Source organism: Frankia sp. CcI49 (genome assembly GCF_001983215.1).
GTDB classification, from domain to species: domain Bacteria; phylum Actinomycetota; class Actinomycetes; order Frankiales; family Frankiaceae; genus Parafrankia; species Parafrankia irregularis.
The window spans coordinates 134,856-151,440 of the sequence record NZ_MOWP01000020.1 but is presented as its reverse complement, the minus strand read 5'-3'; the positions used below and the strand labels follow the sequence as shown (position 1 = coordinate 151,440).

The 16,585-nt window shown below is 70.9% G+C and carries 12 protein-coding genes and 1 pseudogene; 4 read left to right on the top strand and 9 right to left on the bottom strand.

All coding sequences use genetic code 11. The annotated features are described in order from the left end of the window. Positions 1–12: 12 nt before the first annotated feature. From CcI49_RS19705 to CcI49_RS19680, 6 genes and pseudogenes are all read right to left on the bottom strand, one after another. Positions 13–935 (bottom strand): annotated as a pseudogene (locus tag CcI49_RS19705) (aldehyde dehydrogenase family protein). Next, positions 928–1,878, bottom strand: a complete 951-nt coding sequence (locus CcI49_RS19700; protein ID WP_076828406.1) for an SDR family oxidoreductase — start codon at positions 1,876–1,878, stop codon at positions 928–930. The pseudogene CcI49_RS19705 and the gene CcI49_RS19700 overlap by 8 nt, the downstream one beginning before the upstream one ends. Then, positions 1,871–3,088 (bottom strand): spirocyclase AveC family protein, encoded by a 1,218-nt coding sequence (locus CcI49_RS19695; RefSeq protein ID WP_076828404.1) that lies wholly within the window; start codon positions 3,086–3,088, stop codon positions 1,871–1,873. Before CcI49_RS19695 ends, CcI49_RS19700 begins: the two co-directional genes overlap by 8 nt. Before the next feature lie 4 nt (positions 3,089–3,092). Beyond that, positions 3,093–4,205 (bottom strand): ABC transporter substrate-binding protein, encoded by a 1,113-nt coding sequence (locus tag CcI49_RS19690; protein ID WP_076828402.1) that lies wholly within the window; start codon positions 4,203–4,205, stop codon positions 3,093–3,095. A 103-nt stretch (positions 4,206–4,308) separates the two neighbouring features. Beyond that, complete coding sequence (locus CcI49_RS19685) at positions 4,309–5,118, bottom strand: CbbQ/NirQ/NorQ/GpvN family protein (RefSeq protein WP_076828400.1); 810 nt, start codon at positions 5,116–5,118, stop codon at positions 4,309–4,311. Between the two features lie 94 nt (positions 5,119–5,212). Further along, the gene (locus CcI49_RS19680) at positions 5,213–6,949 is read right to left on the bottom strand and encodes a VWA domain-containing protein (protein WP_076828397.1); all 1,737 of its coding nucleotides are present in this window, start codon (positions 6,947–6,949) and stop codon (positions 5,213–5,215) included. A 707-nt stretch (positions 6,950–7,656) separates the two neighbouring features. Here CcI49_RS19680 and mdoC point away from each other — a divergent pair. Next, positions 7,657–8,940: a glucans biosynthesis protein MdoC gene (mdoC, locus tag CcI49_RS19675; protein WP_241840142.1), complete on the top strand. Its 1,284-nt coding sequence runs from the start codon at positions 7,657–7,659 to the stop codon at positions 8,938–8,940. 705 nt (positions 8,941–9,645) lie between these two features. Here mdoC and CcI49_RS19670 read toward each other — a convergent pair. After that, a complete protein-coding gene (locus CcI49_RS19670) occupies positions 9,646–10,752 on the bottom strand; it encodes a hypothetical protein (protein ID WP_076828395.1) in 1,107 nt (368 codons plus the stop codon). A gap of 1,143 nt (positions 10,753–11,895) precedes the next feature. On the opposite strand from CcI49_RS19670, the gene CcI49_RS19665 reads away from it, so the two are divergent. Beyond that, positions 11,896–12,747 (top strand): hypothetical protein, encoded by an 852-nt coding sequence (locus CcI49_RS19665; RefSeq protein ID WP_076828392.1) that lies wholly within the window; start codon positions 11,896–11,898, stop codon positions 12,745–12,747. Positions 12,748–12,857: 110 nt separating this feature from the next. Here CcI49_RS19665 and CcI49_RS19660 read toward each other — a convergent pair whose 3' ends face one another. Next, complete coding sequence (locus CcI49_RS19660) at positions 12,858–13,712, bottom strand: hypothetical protein (RefSeq protein WP_076828390.1); 855 nt, start codon at positions 13,710–13,712, stop codon at positions 12,858–12,860. 182 nt (positions 13,713–13,894) lie between these two features. After that, entirely contained in the window at positions 13,895–14,821 is a 927-nt protein-coding gene (locus tag CcI49_RS19655; protein ID WP_076828388.1) for a hypothetical protein, read from the bottom strand. Positions 14,822–15,278: 457 nt separating this feature from the next. Between CcI49_RS19655 and CcI49_RS19650 the strand changes: the two genes are divergently transcribed. Both CcI49_RS19650 and CcI49_RS19645 read left to right on the top strand, forming a co-directional pair. Further along, positions 15,279–15,593, top strand: coding sequence for a hypothetical protein (locus CcI49_RS19650; protein WP_241840141.1), 315 nt, complete (start codon positions 15,279–15,281; stop codon positions 15,591–15,593). Further along, complete coding sequence (locus CcI49_RS19645) at positions 15,590–16,552, top strand: tyrosinase family protein (RefSeq protein WP_076828383.1); 963 nt, start codon at positions 15,590–15,592, stop codon at positions 16,550–16,552. Before CcI49_RS19650 ends, CcI49_RS19645 begins: the two co-directional genes overlap by 4 nt. The last annotated feature ends 33 nt before the right edge of the window (positions 16,553–16,585 follow it).

The following is a 16,585-nucleotide window of genomic DNA, read 5'->3' as shown; positions in this document are numbered from 1 at the left end:
CGGTGATCCCCTCTAGGCCGGGTAGGCGACGGACTTGATCTCCAGGTACTGGTCGAAGCCGGCGTGGCCGTTCTGGCGGCCGACGCCACTGGCCTTGTAGCCGCCGAACGGGACGTCGGCGCCATAGGGAGCGRCCCCGTTCAGGCCGACGAACCCCGCGCGCAGCTGCCGGGCGACCGCGGCGGAATGCTCGACCGAGCCGGACATGACATTCCCGGCGAGGCCGTAGGCGCTGTCGTTGGCGATCCGGACGGCGTCCCGCTCGTCCTCGTAGGGAATGACGGCCAGGACGGGCCCGAAGATCTCCTCCTGGGCGATCGTCATCGCGTTGTCGACGTCGACGAACAAGGTCGGGCTGACGTAGAAGCCCAGGTCACGGCCCGCGGGAGCGTCAACGCCTCCGACGAGCAGCTTCGCGCCCTCGTCGACGCCGCGCCGGATTTCCAGGGCGCGATCGCGCCCACCACGCCCACCGGTTCCCGCCAGACCTTCCGCGCACAGACCTGGTTGGTCAGGTCGGAGTACGCCTCGCCGAGGTCGGTCTCCCAGGGGTAGGAGTCGATGAGCCCGGCGGGGTAGGTCAGCGCGTCGGCGAGCGGGGCGTCCAGCTGGGGCCCGTGGGTCACCAGCCGGGGGCAGCCGGCGTCGAGGATCAGTTCCTCGCGCAGCTGTTCGCGCTCCGCCTCCAGCGCCGCCTGTAACTGCTCCAGGCAGCGCTTTCGCAACGCCCGGTCGGTGGACCAGTCGGTGTCGTCGAACGCGCGGCGAGCGGCGCCGATGGCCCGGTGCATATCCGCCGTCGACGCGTCGGCGACCTGGCCGACGGGCTCTTCCGTGGCCGGATTGATGGAGGTGAAGGTGCCGGATTCACCATCGACGAGCTCGCCGTCGATGAGCATTCTGGTCTCGAGCTGGACTGTCGGGGTGTCAGCCATGGTGTTCGCTCTCGTCGGGCCGTGGGGTGAGGGAGGCGAGCCGTCGGGGGTGCTCGCGCAGGCTGCCTGGTCGTGGCAGGCCCATCGCCCTGCTCGCCACGAGGCGGAAGACGCGGTCGGGCATGAGGCGGCGGCCGGTCAGCATCAGCCGGGCGTCCCGGCCGACCGGGTGGCGGGCGAACGGGGCCCGGTCGTTCAGCGCCTTCTCGAGCCCCGGCGGGAACTCCTCGGGAGGCTTCACCGACTTCAGGAGGCGCTGGCCGGCGCGTTCGAGCCGGGCGTGATGCTCGCCGTACGGCCCCGTCAGGTCGGCGTGGGTGAAGGTCGAGTCCAGGGAGGTGTCGAACGCGCCTGCGACGAGGATGGTGACGCCGAGGCCGAAGGGGGCGATCTCCTCGGCGAGCGCCTCCGCCCAACGTTCGAGCGCGCCCTTGGACGCGGAGTAGGCGCTGATCGTGGGCATCCCGCGCACGCCCGCGGCACTGGAGATCACGACTATCCGGCCGCGGCCGGCGGCCCGCATGACGGGCAGGAGCTCCTGGGTGAGGCGGACGGGGCCGAGCAGGTTGGTGGAGAAGAGCTGCTGCCAGGTGCTGGCCGGCATCTCCTCGACGCAGCCGACGGACATGTAGGCGGCGTTGTGCACGACGGCGTCCGGCGACCCGACGGCCTTCTCGACCGCCCGGGCACAGCCGGTGATCGAGGCCGGATCGTCGAGGTCGAGGCGGACGGCGCTCAGCCGCGGGTCGTCCGGTGCCGCGCCGGTGGCGTCCCGCAGCCGCGCCAGGCCGACGTCGGGCGAGCGCATCGCGGCGAGGACGTGCCAGCCCTTCCGGTGCAGGTGGGCGGCGGAGGCGAGCCCCAGGCCGCGGGACGCCCCCGTGATGACCACGCTGCGAGCCCGTCCCGTCGGGTGCCCGGCGTGCCCGGCGTGGTCAGCCATCGTGGTCTCCGGCGCAGAGTCCGCCGTCGGCCGGTGGGGTCACGTTCGGACGTCCCGACTGGGCACTGGGCCAGCCGGACCAGATGCCCGCGAAGTAGGGGCCGGGCTGGCCGGCCTTCTCGTAGAAGCCGTTGGGGTCGTAGACCCTGGCCTCGGGATAGGGCCACGGGCAGGCGACCGACGTCGCGGACTTCGTCGCCCGGATGACGGCGAAACCGGCACCGTAGGCGAAATAGGCGATGTTGAGGACCACGAACATCACCGCGAAGGTGCCCAGCGCCGGCCGGTGGCCGAGCAGCCTCAGCCGGTGGGCCAGCTTCTCGGCCTGGGTGCGCCCGGTGTCGTCCCGGTACACCAGCAGGCCCGCCGGAATCATCACCAGGGTGACGAGCCCGGACTCCCACAGCAGCGGGAACTGATAGGGCTTCCCCGCCCACAGGGAGCCGAACGGGATCACCTGCGAGTAGATGTAGAGCCCGGTGCGGATGCAGAAGATCTCCAGGATCGCGTCGTAGACGAAACCGATCACGAAGATCAGCAGGCCCATGGTGATGAGCGGGTGCCGGGAGACGAACGCGTCCGGGCCCCGCCGGGCCTGCAGGCGCCGCACGATCCAGATCGCCGGAAAGTACGGCCCGGCGTAGAACGTCAGGTAGGACAGCACGATGAACGGCTCGACCGTGGGCGAGAGCGAGACCAGCGGCCAGTTCTCCGGCCAGTGCGTGACCTGGGGGTTGTAGACCGCGTACGGCGCCCAGTTCATGACCGGGTCCAGCCAGACGATCCCCGTGGACGCGAGCAGCATCAGCAGGACGGGGTGCTYCGGGTACTTCCGCCAGAAGAGCACGAACGCGACCACGACGGCGACCACGGTGAGAACCCACCCGGCCTCGTGCATGACGATCCAGTCCGATTTCCCGAACAGGAATCTCACCGGGCGTGGGGCGCCCTCGACGTCGGGGTTGGCGATCCGGTCCTCGACCGCTCCGCGCCGCATGTTGTACAGAACCGCGATGATCGCGACGTTCGACACGAGCACGCCCAGCAGCACCCACCATCTCGGCAGCCGCGCCCGCGCGTGCGGCCGCGTGCGGGCCGGGCCGGGTGGCACGGGTGGAGTGGGCAGCGCGGGCGGGGTGGGTAGCGCGGGCGGGGTGGGTAGCGCGGCTGGCGTGGGCGGGGTGGCGGGTGAGCTGACGGCCCTCGCCATCAGTTCAGTCCTGCCCGAAGCGGTCGACGAGGTGGGAGCTGACGCCGTCCGGGTCCAGCCGCCGCGCCACCAGGTAGCCCGCGCCCATCCAGCCCCGGTGGCTCCAGTTCCCGAACGTGATGTGCGTCCCGGGCGCCCCGGCGGCGGCGGGCAGCATCCTAACTCGCTCCAGGGCGTCGCGCACACCGCGCGGCGTCAGCGGATAGGCGTCCGCGAAGGCGCGCAGCAGCACCGTCGCGAAATCCCGGTTCATCACCGGCACGCAGTACTGCGGGCGCCTCCCATCGGTGGCCTCCAGCCGGTCCAGGAACCGCTGGCCGACCAGGTTGCCCTCGTCGTACTGGTCGACGCCGGTCCAGCCCAGGATCGCGTTCCACATCACCGGGTTGATCCACGCGTTCTGGAAGGCCGTTCCCATGAAGCGTGGCGGGTCCCAGYCGACCGCCGCGAGGGCCGGGTTGACCCGGGCGATCCCGAAACCGAAACCGAAGTGCACAAGCGCCGCCGCCTTCGACTCGTACAGCCGGCGCACCGCCGCGCCGATGTCCTGAGCCGTCTGCGCGATCGTCTCCACGGCCACGACGCGGATGCCCTGGTCGGCGCAGGCCCGCTGGAAGTTCTCGAGATAGGTCCGGCCGACCAGCGACTGCTCGACCAGCACGCCGACCTCGGTGTGCCCGCCCTTGGCCAGCAGACGCGACAGGAAGATCGGCTCCTCGGTCAACGAGCCCTGGGGCAGCGAGAAGGTCCACTCCCCCAGCCAGTCGTCCGACCCGGTGCAGCTGATCGCGGGCACCTGGAAACGCCGCTCGATCGCCGTCCGGGTCGGGACGCAGTTGTCGCTGATGGCGGGGCCGAACACGGCGAGGCAGCCTTCGTCGACGAGCTCGCCATACGCGTCGATCACCGCCTTGATGGTGCCCTTGGGCAGGCCCTCGACCTCCCGGAAGACGATCTCGACCGGCCGGTCGATGACCCCGTGCGCCAGGCCCTCGGCGAACACCAGCTCGAAGGGCCGCGTCAGGTCCTTGCGCATCTGTTCCGGGAACTGCTCCGGTAACCGGAAATCGAACAGGTACCCGAGCCTGATCGGCTGCGCCGAGCTCTCATACGACATCTCGCCCCTTCCTCCAGCGACCGGCCTCGCCACGGTGGTGTGCGAAGCCAGGATTTGTTCCGATCTCGGAGCCTGGCGTGCTCCAGATCGGGGCACGGTGGTTCTAGGCCCCGTGCGAGGCGTCGTCCCCGCCGAGATAGACGTCGATCATCTGGGCGAGACCGGCGCCCACCGCCGGGTCGTCGGTGAGCGGGCCTGCGACGGCGGCGCGGGCCGCCGCCCGCAGCGGGAGCCCCTCCGCGGCCAGCCGCCCGGCGGCGATGAGCACCCGGGTCGAGGCCACCTCACGCAGCCCCGGCGTCTCCAGCCGGCGGACCGCCTGCCCCAGCCCCACCAGCCGAGCCGCCACCGCCGGGTCGACCCCCGCCTCGTGCGCGACGACCTTCTCCTCCACGTCGGGCGGCGGGAAGCCGAGCTCGACGGCGACCATGCGCTGTCGGGTCGAGTCCTTCAGGTCCTTGAGCACGCTCTGATACCCGGGGTTGTAGGAGACCACCAGACAGAACCCGGGCGCGGCGTCCAAGGTCACGCCCAGCCGGTCGATCGGCAGCTGCCGACGGTGGTCCGCCAGCGGATGAAGCACCACGGTCGTGTCCTGGCGGGCCTCGACGACCTCGTCGAGGTAGCAGATGGCGCCGTCGCGCACGGCCCGCGTCAGCGGGCCGTCGACCCACTCGGTCTCGCCGCCGCGCAGCAGGAACCGCCCCACCAGGTCGGCGGTCGTCAGGTCGTCGTGGCAGGCCACGGTGATCAGCGGCCGGCCGAGGTCATGCGCCATCGCCTGGACGAAGCTGGTCTTCCCGCATCCCGTCGGTCCCTTGAGCAGGACCGGAAGGCGCTGGCGGAACGCGGCCCCGAAGACCTGTTCCTCGTTGCCGACGGGCAGATAGTAGGGCCGCTCCGTGCGTCCCATGCCGTTTCTCCTCTCGCCCGCTGCCGTCGATGGACGTGCCTGTGGGGACATGCCGGTGGGGACGTGCCGGTGGTGACGTGCCGGTGGGGGCGCGCTACGGGGCGCGACGCCGTGCCTCGGCGCCGCGCAGCGCCGTCCGGAACAGCGGCCCGACGACCTGGCTCAGCTGGTCCGGCCGCGGGATGGCCCCGTGCGCCGCCGCCCCGAAGACCTGCCGCAGCGCGGCGGCGTCCGTGCTCGTGCCGACGCTCAGGCAGACGGCGCCGACGCCACGCCGCCGGGCCTGCGCGAGCGCCCGCCTGGCGTCGGCCTCGCCGTACGAACGCTCGTAGCCGTGGTCGTAGGCAAGACCGTCGGACAGCACGACAAGCAGCCGCCGCGACGTGCCGCCGTGATCGGACAGCACCGACACGCCGTGGCGGATCGCCGCGCCGAGCCGCGTGTAGCCGCCGGGCACCAGGCCACCGAGGCGGCGCAGCGCCACGGTGTCGAGCCTGTCGTCGAACCGCTTGACCGGTTCAAGGTGGACGGCCGACCTGCCCTGGGAACGGAACGCGTAGAGCGCCACGCGGTCCCCCAGGTCGTGCAGCGCGGTCACGAGAGCCGCGGCCGCGGTGCGCTGGTGCTCGTGCACCGTCCCGCCGGAGACGGCCGGCTCGGCGGCCGAGCCCGAGCAGTCGAGCAGGACGAGCACCGAGAGATCGCGGCGACGGCGCAGCCGGTCGACGTAGACGGCCTCGTCGCACGCCAGACCGGCGAGCGTCGCGACCCGCGCCTCGACCAGCGCGTCGACGTCGAGGTCGTCGCCCTGCCGCTGACGGGGGCTGCGGTCCAGCCCGACGCCGAGGCGCGCGAGCGGTCGGCGCAGCGCGTGCCCGGCAGGCACGGCGACCGGCCCTGCGCGGCCGAGCGGCGCCGTGACCTCCCGCACCGTGCACCAGTCCGGACGGTAGCGACCCGCGTGGACGTCCCACTCGGGATACCTCCACCCCCGGCCACGGGCCTCAGGCATGCCGACCACCGGATCCGGGCTCGCGCTCCCGATCGTCACCGTGCGCCCGCCACGGATGCCGGCTCGCGACCGGTGCGTCGCCGGGTCCGCGCCCGTCGGCCCATCGCCGCCGGATGACCGTGCCGCCGTGAACATCCGCGCGAGCAGACGACCGACAGCTCCCCCACCGCCGACCGGACTCGCGAGAAGATCCAGGACCACGGCGGGATCGTCGCCCTCGTCCTCCCCGGGCAGCTCGGCGAGATCGCGACGACCTCCCGTTCGCCGCGCGGCGATGTCCTGGACGGACGCGGCGGGCACGGCGGACCCGGCGCGTGCCCGCGCCGCGAGCAGGCGCCGGGCGTCGATCGCGCCGAAGCTCTTCGGCGGGTCGCCTGTCGCCAACCCGCTGCGCGCGGCGGCCAGGGAGCCGGCGGCCGAACCGGCAAGCGCGGCGACGTCCCGGTCGACGAGCGACCGCAGACCGGGCGGAAGGAGATCCTCGTTCGCCGCCAGCGCACGATGGCCCTCGATGAGAAGGTAACGCCGCCCGAGGGCCCGACGCCGCGACAGCTCACGCAGGAGGCCGGGCTCCAGACTTCCGCTGGCCAGCAGCGAGGCCTGCACGGCGAGCGTCTCCAGCTGGTGGCGCCTACCCGCGGCGGGGTCCACGAAGACCGTGACACCGTCGGTCCAGGCAGGCTCGTCACCGTCGGTCGCCGCGACCCGCACGGCGCGGCCGGCCATGGCTGACGCCAACAGGCTCAGACCGCCCGGACCCTCGTCGTCCACGCCGTCAACGCCTGACAGCGCGCGGGGCGGCGGAGCTCGCCAGCCCATCGGATATGCCCCTTTCGGGACGGACGCGGGCACGCGCGGCCAGGCCACCGGCCGTGCGTCGTCCACGCTGGCGCCCCGACTGTTCGGGAGCCTCGAGGGCCGCGCTGACGTCGGCTGACACCACCGACCTCCCTCCATCCATCAAGGTCATACCTAACCTTTGTTCCGTACGGTAGGGCCCGATCTCCGCACCGTCAACCCGCCCGAACCACCTTGCGCATATGGGGTGCCGGCATTCGACCGCTGCCGTTGACCTGTGTGTTCAGCCACCGACGATGCCCGCGCTCGATCGCGTCACGGGCACGCCGCCAGGCTCCGGTTCCGGTTCCGGCTCCGGCTCCGGCTCCGGCTCCGGCTCCGGCGACGCTGGAGCCTGACCGCTCGAGCATCCGGCCCTCAGCTCGGTTCGGTGACCTGGCGTCGACGGCGGCGACCGAAACGGTCAGGGGTCGGAACGTTGATTGTTGCCGTAGCGGCCGGAGGCACCCCGGCACACGGGGCGCAATACCGTCGAAATCCGACAACAGGCCTCTGACCTGCAGATTTGATCCGCCGCAGGGCAGTACGAATCAATACTGCAAACATCCCTTACCGGGTAGTATCGTACCTTCGTGCCTTCGGGATGACAGCGTCGCCCGACGAGGGCCGTTGACGCGAAGCAGAAAATACCCGATTTTGGCGGCGGGGGAGCTGTGCGAGATCGAAAGGTGCCGGCACCAGCCGAGCACTACCACCACATGGACGCGCTGCGCGCCAGCTTTATGCTTCTCGGCGTCTTCGTCCATGCGTCGTCGCTCGGGCACGACCCGATTTTCAACGGGATTGCGCACGCCTCCGCCCTCTTCCGGATGGAGGACTTCTTCCTCATCTCCGGGTTCCTCTCCGCGATGCTGGTGGGAAAATACGGGCCGGGCCGCACCGTGCGCCGCCGCCTTGCCAGCGTGGGAATCCCACTGCTGTGCGCGGGGCTGTTGCTCAACCCGGCCGCCATCTGGCTGAGCTACGACTTCCACAACGATCCGGACGTCTCGTTCCTGGACTATCTCCACGGGCGGACCATCGCCGACCCGGTGGGCGAGCTGCGCTGGCACCTGCACCTGTGGTTCCTGGTCGTGCTTCTCCCCTACGCACTGATCACGCCCGCCGCGGTGTCCATACTGACCCGCCTGTTCCCGCACTCCCTCTTCCAGCGGACGACAACCGGGCGTTTACGGACCATGACCACGATCACCCTCCTGACACTGTCGGGAGTCGTCGTCGTTCGTGGTACGCACAAGGCCCTGCTGGACCCGGTCTTCGCCGGGACGCTCCTCGACTACCCGGTCGAGCAGACGATGGAGTACCTCCCGTTCTTCCTCCTCGGCATGCTCCTGTACCTGGAGCGGGATCGGCTTCTGCCGTCCTTCCAGCGCCCCGCGCCGGTGCTGCTCGCCGTGTCCGCGTCAGGGCTGCTGGCAGGTTCGCGGGGATGGGTCGGCGTGCTGGCCACCAACAACGGCAGGCTGCTCTGCGAGACGGTGTTCACCATCGCGCTCACCGCCACGCTCTTCGCTCTGGCCGGCCGTTTCATCACCAGGCCGCGGCCCGTCGTCAGGTACCTGGCGGACGCGTCCTACACGGTCTATCTGTTCCACTACTTCTGGATCTATGCGATCGCGACTCTGCTGGGGTTCGACTCCGGGGCCAGGTGGCCGCAGATGCTCCTGGTGGCCTTCCTGACGTTCGGCGTGACGTTCGCGATTCACCATTTCGTCATCCTGCGCTCGCGGGTCCTACGCGGAGTCTTCAACGGGAAGTTTCCGATCAGAACGCACTCGTCTCAGCGGGCAGCCGACGGCCACCAGCCCTCCGCCGCGACCGTCGCCCCCGCTCCCTCGTACATCGCCGGAACGCCCACGCCCCCACCGCACAGAGTGACCGCAGGATCCGGCGGCCCCGTGCTCCCCACCGTGACCGATGCGCCCACGATGCCGCTGCGGATCGATATCTGACCCATCAGGAAAAGATCTTCCTCCCGGGCGCGGAACGCCGGTCCCAGGCGGCGGCGTCGGCGCGGGCCGCGGTCCGGCGCCGGGGTTCGGCACAGACATCGTCGCCGCCGGCCCCTCCCTCCGCACGAAACCTGGATGCGGGTATGCGGACCGTACGAATCACCCACGGATCGGGACGGCAGGGCGGCGACAGCAGGACACAAAGCCGACTCGACGGATTATCGCGGAATGGAGCACTTCCCGCCGAGTTGCAGTAAGATTCCCCAAGGGAATTCTGCCGGCTGCGCACCGACCCAAAAGAGGGATCGACGGTCCCTGTACGCACAGCAGAGCCATTTAACGAAATACATGCAGTATTCGAAGATCCCCCGTTGTTCGATTCCCACCATAGAGACACGGTGAAGACCACGCCGTTTACCGGCGAGGATCAGTCTGCGCACGGCTGGTTCGTCTCTGATACTTGCACCCGTGCCGCTACCCGACCCGGGCCACGGCGTGACGTGCATGGGGGTAGCCACCGGATATGCGTCCAGGCACTTGGCAATGGCGGTGGGAACGGGTCCGCGTCAGGTCTCTCGCGCTGGTCTCGGTGGCGCTGGTCGCGCTCACGTTCGTCGCCGGTATCGCGAACACCACCACGGCCGACCACGGCGCTGCTCGCCCGGCCGGCACCTCGAACCCGGGATCCGTGGCAGGACCACCAGTTCAGGCGGGCACAGCGATGGGCGTGCGGCCGGCGGCGATCGTCCTCCCGCTGAGCGGGAGCACCCCCCAGTCCGCGAGCACCCCCCAGTCCGCGAGTGTCCCCCGGACCGCGAGCGCCGGGCGCTGCCCGCCCCACACCAGTCTCGCCAGTGCCTCCGGGCCGTGCGTCGCTCCGCCCGAGGTCTCCTGCGTCGCCGCGGCCGGTGCGCGGGACCGGGCCTGCACCGAGCCGGCCACGGCGAGCTGCCCCGGCGGCTGGGCCCGCGAGGGTGAGATCTGCACCCGCCCCGCCGACCTCGTGTGCGGTGGCGGTGAGCCGCCGGCCGACGGCCAGTGCGTCACCGCCACGACGTGGACCTGCGCGCCCGGCTGGACCCTCGACGATGCCACCTGCCGGGCCCGTGCGACGCCGACCTGCCCGGCGGACTGGACCATGGACGGTGGGACCTGCGTCGCCGACACCGAGTGGACCTGCCCCGGCGGCGGGACCCTCAGCGGGCGGACCTGCGTCGCACCCGTGCGATACGTCTGCGATGACGGCGTTCCGGCGCAGGGGCAGTCCTGTAACCGGCCCGCGGCCACCTGCGGCGTCAACTGGCGGCTCGTCGGGAACCAGTGCGTCAACGAGGCGGAGCGCTGTACCGGGGTGTCGGAGGTGGACGGCTGTTCGTTCCCCGTCTGCTCCGCGCCGTCGTCGCGGTTCGACGGGGTGGGCACGTGTGTCGCCGAAGCGCGGCCGGAATGCCGCGAGGACTGGCCGCCCTCCTCGCAACCGCCCGGCTGCCTGTCCGACGCCACGCCGACCTGCCCCGGCGGCATCGTCCCGGACGGGGCCGGCCGCTGCGTGACGAGCACGCAACACGTCTGCCGAGGCATGACCGACGTCGGTCCGGACGAGACGGGCCAGTGCACCGCCAGAGCGAAGCCCACCTGCGCTGGGAACCTCGAGCCCGAGGAGGACACCGGGCGGTGTGTCGCGCCGGCGATCGCGACCTGCGCCTCGGGCCAGCCGACCGGTGGCGACGGCCCCAGGCGCTGCACCCGGCCGGTGAGCTGGACCTGCGCGGACGGGGCATCGCCCGACCCGGCCCACATCTGCTCGTCCACCCGTATTCTGCGCTGCCCGTCCGGTACCTCCCTCGATGGCGACATGTGTGTGGGCCCGGCCTGCCCGGCCGGCACCCTGCTCGCGGGGAACCGTGAGTGCGTCCCGCCAGTGGCGCGATGCCCGTCGGGCACGACACGGGACGGGGCCGGGCTGTGCCACAGCGCCCCACCCGGCTGTCCCGAGGGCTACACCGCGACCTCGTCCGGGGTGTGCGCACAGCTCGTGCCAGCATGCCCTCCCGGCACAACACGGACCGCCGGGGGCCTGTGCCGCCTGCCGGATCCCAGGCCGCCGCGCGGCGTGGAGAACGCACACTCGCGAAGCCCTGCGGCCGGCCCCAGTACCAGCGCAGGCAGCGAGGCCGAGCCATCGCCAATCGTCATCAGCGAGGAGTGGCCCGCCGCACGCGCAGCGCTGGTGGCGGCGACGGTGCTGACCGTCGGGCTGTTGATGGCAGGCAGCGGAGTCCTGCTGTGGAGGCGGCGGTCAGGATCGACGGCGGTTCCCGACGAGCAGCGGGCCGGCGCCGTCTCTCCCGCCTTCCCGCCCATCGCGCCGGTTTGGCCGCGGCCGCCATCCTCCGCGCCGTGTCCAGCCGATCCTGACAAGCCTGACAAGCCAACACCGTTCCCGAACCAGTCGCCTTCCGCACCAGGCCTGAGTCGATCCGGGGCCAGCCTGTTCGCGACATCACCATTCGACGGCGATCGAGAGCGCCGGCAGATACGTCTGGAAATCCGTACCCGCGTCCCGCGATCCTCGGTGCGAGAACGAACACCCGCGTTCGAACCTCCCAGGCTGCTGCTTCGGCCCGACCGCACGGTGACGACCTCCGCGCCGCGGACAGCCCGCCCACCGGCTCGGGTCGTTGCCAGTAGGCCACGCCTGGCCCGGGATGACCTCATCCCGCTGGCATCGCGCCCAGTCCTTGTGAGGACCGGCGCGGTCCTTGTGAGGACCGGCGCGACGCCCTCGGGAACCCGCGGCGAACCCGTCGCCATCTGCCTGCGGCAGACGGTGACGACCATCAGCGACGCCGTCACTGGCGCAGTGGACGCGACGTCGCCGGAGGAACGCCGGCTACCGAGCGTCCATCTGCAGATCTTCACCGTTGCACCCCCACCCCGCGAAGGAGAACCTGCATGCCTGCCACCGATCCGGACCTGACGTCCACCCCGGATCACCCCACGGCCCGAAGGCCGGGTCATTCTCCGGGGTCCCCGACGACGCGTCCGGACTCCCCCGACGAGATCGCCGGTGACCCCGCCGGCCCGGCCGGGGACACGTCGTCGGCAGGGGACGCCTCGCCAGCGGGGGAAACCGGGTCGGCAGCGGACGCGGCGAGTCCCCTGCTCACCAGCGCAGGCTCTCTGCTGTTCCAGGCCGACGACGCCGTCTCCGAACTCCACGACCTGCTGACCGAGCAGCTCCCCGAGGTCTGGACCCGCCTGACCCGGACCGGGATCGGGCTCGACCTGGTGGCTCAGGTGACCGGTGAGCTGGCCGCCGAGATCGTCGGCCTCGTCCAGATCGACGTCGTCGGCGCCGCGCTGCGCGCCTGGGCGGGATCCCAGAGCGCGCGGACAGCGGCCCGCGCATCCGCTGGCCCGCCGCCGAGCACTCAGACGTTGGTCCTCGGCCCGCACACGCTGACCTCCGTGGTTGAGCGGTCGATCGAGATCCTGGTCGGCGATCTCCAGGTCGCAAGCATCCCCATCAGCCTGGAGCTGAGCGTCGATGCGTCACACGCGAGCGTGACCGCGCAGGCCGGCCGACTGGTCCGGCTACGTCCAGGTCCGGCCGAGATCGCACTCACCCTGTCCGTGGCGTCACGGGTGGTGCGCACGGCGCGCGGCGCACTCCCGCTGCCGGCGTCCATCCCGCTGGGCCGCTGGGCGCCACTCGACGAGGACCCGCTCCCGGACCGTGGCAGCGAAACCGCCCCGCCCGAACCCGCCGGGGCTCCGGGGAGGCTGCCGCGCCAACGCGTCTGAGGCCGTCGCTCGTGCCAGCACCACGGCGGGTCGGGCGTGGCTGGCGGCGCGCGGACGGTCTGCCGCCGGCACGTCGGCCGGATCGTCGGCTGTCGCGGGGCCAGCTGATGTCAGGCGGCCAGATCGACGCGGATATCGGGATCGTTGTCCGGCAGTATCACAACTGTTCCGTCACCGCGATGCCAGCCGGCGGGCAGCAGAAACCACCGCCCCGCGTTATGCAGCAGCACGCGGAGACCGTTGTACCGGAAGGCGTAGCGGGAGTTGCTGGAATCCAGTTGAACATGCATGACCCCCCGTCCGCTGATGTAAAGCTTCTGCCGGCTGAAGACGATGGCCTGTGGCTGCGTGACAAGGGTCCGCTCGAGCGCACCGGCGGCCGCCCGTCCGCGATCCGCCCCGATGTTCGCGGTCAGCCAGAAGACCGAGATGATGATCAGGATCGCCAGTGCGCTGATACGGGTGGCCCGGCCTGCCGCCAGCGTCCGTCGCATACCGGCCGGGGTGGCCGCATGGCGCTCGACAAGCGCGAGGCCGTAGCCGGTGACCAGCGTGGCGCAGCCCAGGGCAATAGGAGCGGCCAACGGTTGTGACCCGATCTCCCTGGCCGGCGTCACCAGGCCGGTCACGGCCACGCCCATCAGCGCCACCGCCGCGGTTGCCAGCAGGCCTACGGCGACGGCACCGGTTCGTCCGGTGCAGCGTGCCAGTTCCGCGGTCACCACCGGCTGGGCGATGATCGCGACGGCGGCGACAACGGCCAGGACCGCCAGTGGGACGAACGCCACCCCCGCGCTGCGGATCAGGTAGTCGGTCGTGGACAAACCCRCGGTTCCGAGATCGACACCGAAATGGCGGTAGAACTCCCGCTCGCGGGTGTATCCAAAGAAATAGAACATCGCGGTCAGCAGGCTGGCCGGCGCGATCACCCGGCCGATCAGCTCGAGGACGGTGCTCAGCTGCATGCCCGCGGGCTCAACGGCACCACCGGTACCCGGCCGGGCCCCGGAGCTGCCGGCTCCGGAATTGCTGGCTCCGGAATTGTCGGCGGGGCCGGATTCCGCGTCGGGATGAGGCGGGCCTTCGGCAGGCGGGGAACCTTCGTCAGAAGCAGACATGTCAGCGAATCGGCCTCAGGTGATGGCGCTCAGGTGCCTGTCGGCACGGGCAACGGGTCACCGCTCTGCCCCTCATCGCTCTGCCCCTCGTCGCCGTCCGAGCCGGCCGGCGACTGATCGACGGGCGGCGATTCCGGCCCCGGCGGCGGCTCCGAAGCAGGCTCGGTGGTCGGGGGTGGCTCCTGCGTCGGGGGAACCACCTGCTCGTTCGGAACCTCCCGCTCGTTCCCGGTCTGGGTTTCCGGTGACTCCGCGGGGGAGGTCGGCGGCCCAGCATCGCGTGATTCCCGCACCTCCGGCTCAGGGAGCGTCGACTGCGCGAACCGGGCGTTGTTGACCACGTCCGCGGCGGCCTCGTCGTCGGCCGGAAGAACAAAACAGAGACCGGCGGGGGCATCGGAGCACAGCGGACTTCCCGGCCGCTCATCGGTGATCGCGATGATGTAGCTCACCTGCTGGTCCCCTGCCGTGCCCGCCGGCATCGCTTCGCCGTGCGGTGCGCTGCCCACCGGGGCGGCCTGCTGCACCGAGCCGGCGCTCGCCGGGGATCCACCCGCGGTTCCGGCGGGCGCGCCGACCTTCGCGGCGGTGATGCAGAGCTGCTTCGCCGCGCACGGCGGAGCGTTCTCGGTACTGTCACGTATCGTCGACGTGCATTCGCTGCTGGCCACGATCTCACTGGCGTCACGACACGCCTCGGCCATCTCCTTCGCCTGCGCCTCGGTGATCTGCAGCCGCGCCATGTCCTGCAGCGGAGCCTGGACGTCGCCGCCGACGGCCGGGGCATTCGGCTGAAGTGGGAGGCTGGTCGGCTCTGTGGGCAGGGCCGCTGCCAGGCTCTCGGACCGTGACGGGTCCGCCCCACCGCCACAGGAAACGGCGATCACGACCGCCGCGATGACGAAAAGTACCGGAAGCACCCTGGAGCGCTCGCACCTCAGCATCGCGGCATGCATTTCCCCGGATTTCTCCTTGAGCTGGGTGGAGAGGTTRCCAAATCGCGGCCATCGTAGGTACGGTATTTCCTTGATCGCCAACCGGCGGCAGAAACCGGGGGTGACATCGCAGCCGAACTGGTGAATTCAGGCTCGAACCGGGCACGGATGGACGCGTCACCCGCGACGGTGTTGCCGCCGGCCCGCCCACGGTGTCCTCGCGGGGATGCAGGGGCGGTCGGCGGGTCCGGGCTCCACCCGAAGTGACCAGTGGCGTCGAACCGGCCCGGTATAGCGCGAGCATTGCGTTCGCCTCCTCGCATCTGTTGAGATGTGGACGACATCGAGGTAGGAGGCGCCTGTGAACGAGCAAAACGGCGGTTCGGCGGAGGACCTCGCGACATACTTTCTTTCCGCGGAGGGTCTGCGCGGTGTCGAGGTAACACCGCACAGCCACGGAACCGGAACGTCGACGAGCGTGCGCGACTTCGAATACAAGGGTCATCAGGCGAGGATCGAGACCACCTACCGCATCACGATCGACGGAAAACCCCTGGTCGGCCATGTCGAGGCGCTCCCCTCGGGGGAGGTTCACTACCACCGGTTCCCGCAGTACGCACCGAACTCCGCCGTCGACGTGGTGAAAACCATCATCGACACCAGTCTCTGGGAGAAGCCGGCCGTCCCTGACGAACTGGCGGCCGAACACGGGCCCGAGCAGCCAGAACACGGACCTCACGGGCACACCGAAAGTGCCCATGGAGATCAGCGTGCGGACGAAGGCCACCGGTGACCGCCGTCCGGACCCACATCCTCGACGACCTCACCGCGGCACAGCGCTACCTTGACGCGGCCGTCGGCCTGAGTACGGAGCTCACCTCGGTCACCGCCCGCTCCGCGAGTCAGGTACTCGCGCGGGTGATCCCCGGGTTCCGCATGCACGGAATCGAGCAGCGACTGTCGGTGTGGGATCTGTTCGTCATCTGGCACTGGGCCTCCATGCAGCTGACGACGTCACCCGAAACCGCCATGCGCAATCGGGCCCATGGCGGCCCGGTGTTCCTGCCGTGGCACCGGATGTACCTCCTGCGGCTGGAACAGCAGCTCCAACGGCACAGCGGCGTGGCCGACGCCGGCCTGCCCTACTGGGACTGGGCCGTGGCCGGCGGTGATCTGACCCCCGACCAGCAGCTCAACCATGTCCTCTGGACCGACAAGTTCCTGGGCCCGCCGCGGGGCTCCGTCACGACGGGCCCGCTCGCCGCCCACATCGTCCGGATCGAAGAGCGTGACGACGGCCTCTGGTCCGTTCCACCCCGGCCGATCGCGCGCGCGGCCGGCACCCAGGTCGGCACCCTCCCCBGGTCCTCCGACGTGCGGGCCGCGCTCAACAGCGATCGTTACGACCGTGATCCGTGGGATATCTCGGTCGTCTCTCATCGCAACCTCGTCGAGGGCTGGGTGAACGGGCCCCGAATGCACAATCGCGTGCACGTCTGGGTGGGCGGCGACATGCTGCCCGGCACCTCCCCGAACGACCCGGTCTTCTTCCTGAACCACTGCAACGTGGACCGGATCTGGGAGTCCTGGATGACCCGCCACGGCCGGACCTACGAGCCCGGGCAGGACGTGCCGGGAGCGCCGGTGGGCCATCGGATCGACGACGACATGATTGCCCTGCTCGGCACGTCGTTCAGGCCAGGGCAGGTACTCGATGCCAGCGCCTGGTACTCCTATGACGTCCTGCCGTAACGCCTGACTGCCCTGACCCCGGGCGAGCAGTTC